The sequence below is a fragment of the Kitasatospora sp. NPDC059088 genome, assembly GCF_042738155.1.
GTDB lineage: Bacteria > Actinomycetota > Actinomycetes > Streptomycetales > Streptomycetaceae > Kitasatospora.
In genome coordinates this window covers 2,192-5,220 of record NZ_JBHYGR010000249.1, presented here as the reverse complement: position 1 = coordinate 5,220, position 3,029 = coordinate 2,192, and the positions used below count along the sequence as shown (strand labels likewise).

General features: G+C 73.3%; 3 protein-coding genes. 2 read left to right on the top strand and 1 reads right to left on the bottom strand.

Going from position 1 to position 3,029, the window contains the following annotated elements; all coding sequences use genetic code 11:
• Nucleotides 1-559, bottom strand: a 559-nt coding sequence (locus tag ACFWXO_RS44745; RefSeq protein ID WP_380532859.1) for a DUF1772 domain-containing protein, incomplete at its 3' end; no start/stop codon positions are given.
• Between the two features lie 280 nt (nucleotides 560-839).
• On the opposite strand from ACFWXO_RS44745, the gene ACFWXO_RS44740 reads away from it, so the two are divergent.
• Nucleotides 840-1,982 (top strand): GDSL-type esterase/lipase family protein, encoded by a 1,143-nt coding sequence (locus ACFWXO_RS44740; protein ID WP_380532856.1) that lies wholly within the window; start codon nucleotides 840-842, stop codon nucleotides 1,980-1,982.
• Between the two features lie 72 nt (nucleotides 1,983-2,054).
• A complete protein-coding gene (locus ACFWXO_RS44735; RefSeq protein ID WP_380532853.1) occupies nucleotides 2,055-2,918 on the top strand; it encodes an LLM class flavin-dependent oxidoreductase in 864 nt (287 codons plus the stop codon).
• The last annotated feature ends 111 nt before the right edge of the window (nucleotides 2,919-3,029 follow it).

Genomic DNA, 3,029 nt, shown 5'->3' with positions numbered 1-3,029 from the left:
TCGGCGGCGAGTCCACCCGGCCGGGGGCCCCCCCGGGGGCCGCCGGGCGGGGGGGCGGGCCCCGCGGGGCCGCCCCCCCCAGGACCAGCGCCCAGGCGAGACAGCCCAGTGCGGCCGTGCACAGCAGCGCGCGCAGCACGTTGAAGCGCACCCAGCGCGCCTCGAAGCGGGTGCGTACCGCCGTCGGGTCGGTGATCCGCTGCGGCGCCCCGGCCTTCTCCAACGCGTCGTTCAGCGGGATGTTGACCGCACGGGTGACCACGAGCGCCGCCCCGTACAGCACCAGGGCGGCGATCGTGGCGGGCAGCGCGCGGTGACCGTCCGAGGGCAGGTGCAGGGCGACCGCGGCAGCCGTGGTGAGCAGCGCGCCGACGAAGCCGAGCACGAACCAGCCGTTCAGGATCGCCACGTTGACGCGCTGCATGACTTCGATGAACGTCCGGTCCTCGACCCGGGCGAGCGCGGGCATCACCGAGCACGCGTAGGCGTAGAACAGCCCGGCGGTCAGTCCGCAGGTGACGGTGGCCGCCACCAGGACGAGTGTGCGTGCCGTTTCCATGTCCGCAGCCCCTCTGCTCACCCGTGTCGCTCGTGCCGCTTGCGTCGTTCGTGCCGTTCGTGCCGTTCGTGCCGGAGTTCCGGTCCGGTCCGGCCCCGCGGGCCCGATCATCCGGCATCCGGTCCGTTCGGACCAGCTCGACCGCTCAAGACTCCCTCAAGCCGAGAAGCACCGGATCCCTGCTTGCACCTACACAGGCTTCCCATTTGCCTAATTCATCTAGGCAATCCCATACTCATCATAGGAAGCAGAGCTCCACACCGCAGAACGAAGAGACGCCATGATCACCACGCCCGTCACCGAAGCCCTCCTGCACGGCCACCTGGACGTCGAACACACCGGCCGCGGCCTGATCCCGCACCGACTGCCCGCCCGCGCCCGCCGCCAGATCCCCGACGAACAGCTCGCGATGGCCCAGTCCCAGCCCTCCGGCGTCCGGCTCACCTTTCGAACCCGCGCCACCACGCTGGCACTGCACACCGTCCCCACCAAGCGCGCCTACCCCGGCGTGCCCGACCTGCCCGACGGTGTCTACGACCTCCTCGTCGACGGCCGGCAGACCGCCGAGGCGACCGTCCCCGGCGGCAACCTGCGCACCATCGACCTCGCCACCGGCCGCACCACCTTCACCGAAGGCCCGCCCGGTACCGCCCACTTCACCGGCCTGCCGGCCCGCGACAAGACCGTCGAGATCTGGCTCCCGCACACCGAGACCACCGAACTCATCGCCCTCGACTCCGACGCGCCCCTCACCCCCGTGGCCGCCGGAACCCGCAACCGCTGGCTGCACCACGGCAGTTCCATCAGCCACGGCTCCAACGCCACCCACCCCACCGGGACCTGGCCCGCCCTCGTGGCCCTCGCCGCCGGCCTCGACCTCACCAACCTCGGCTTCGGCGGCAGCGCCCTGCTCGACCTCTTCACCGCCCGTGCCATCCGCGACACCCCCGCCGACCTGATCAGCCTCAAGCTCGGCATCAACGTGGTCAACGCCGACGCGATGCGCCTGCGCGCCTTCACCCCGGCCGTCCACGGCTTCCTCGACACCATCCGCGACGGCCACCCCACCACCCCCCTCCTGGTCGTCTCCCCGATCCTCTGCCCCGTCCAGGAGCACACCCCCGGCCCGCTCGCCCCCGACTTCACCGGCGGCACCCTCCGCTTCCGCGCCACCGGCGAGCCCGGCCCCGGCCGCCTCACCCTCACCGTGGTCCGCGACGAACTGGCCCGCATCGTCGAAGCCCGGGTCGCGGACGGCGACCCCAACCTCCACTACCTCGACGGCCGCGCCCTGTACGGCGAGCCCGACCACGAGATCCACCCGCACCCCGACGCCGTCCACCCCACCCCCGAGGCCCACCGCCTGATCGCCACCCGCTTCACCGGCCTCGCCCTCACCCCGGGCGGCCCCCTGGCACCCTGACCCCCTGACCCGCCCGACCCCGCCGGTCCGAATTCGATTGCCACGTCGCGGTCGGCCGCGCATCCTGCTGGGATGCGGTTCTCCGTGAACATCCCCAACTTCGGCGACTTCGCCGACCCCCGCAACGTCGCGACCGTGGCCGCCGCCGCCGAACAGGCGGGCTGGGACGGGCTCTTCGTCTGGGACCACGTCCTGCACCGACGGCACCAGGGCCGCCCCTTCGGGGACCCCTGGATGCTGCTGACCGCCGCCGCGCTGGCCACCTCCCGGATCCGACTGGGTACCCTGCTCACCCCGGTCCCTCGCTACCGTCCGCAGCAACTCGCCCGCCAGGTGGCCACCTTGGACCACCTCAGCGGCGGCCGGGCGATCTTCGCCGCAGGCCTGGGCGGTCCGCTCGACGACGAGTACCGCAGCTTCGGCGACCCCGCCGAGCCGCGCGTCCTCGCCGAACGGCTCGACGAGGGGCTGGAGTTGCTGGGCCGCTTCTGGTCCGGCGAGCCGGTGGACCACCACGGCCGGCACTACGAGGTCCGCGACGTGACGCTGGTGCCCGCCACCGTGCAGCAGCCCCGTCCGCCGGTGTGGATCGGCGGCTTCTGGCCGCGCCGCGCGCCCATGCGGCGGGCAGCACGGTGGGACGGCGCGGTGCCGCTCTTCGAGACGGCCCGGCACGGTCACCCGCCGGACGTGACGGAGGTACGGGAGCTGGTCGGCTACGTGCGAGAGCACCGTACGACCGGGGCCGAGCGTCCCTTCGAGTTCGTGCTCGGCGGCGCCACGCCCCTGCACCCGGCCAGGGCCAAGGACGTGGTCGGCCCGCTGCACGACGCCGGCGCCACCTGGTGGGACGAGCGGCAGCTCCAGACCGGCCCCGACCTCGACCGCCTACCCCCGGTCCTCCGCCGCATCGAGGCGGGGCCGCCGGTCATCTGACCGGCGCCGCCGGGGCTACCCGCGCCTCCTCACCCCTACCCGGAAAAACCCCCGGATACCGGCCCCCCGGCCGTTCCGCTCTGCTAGGTCGAGTTCTAGGTGTCACCCCCA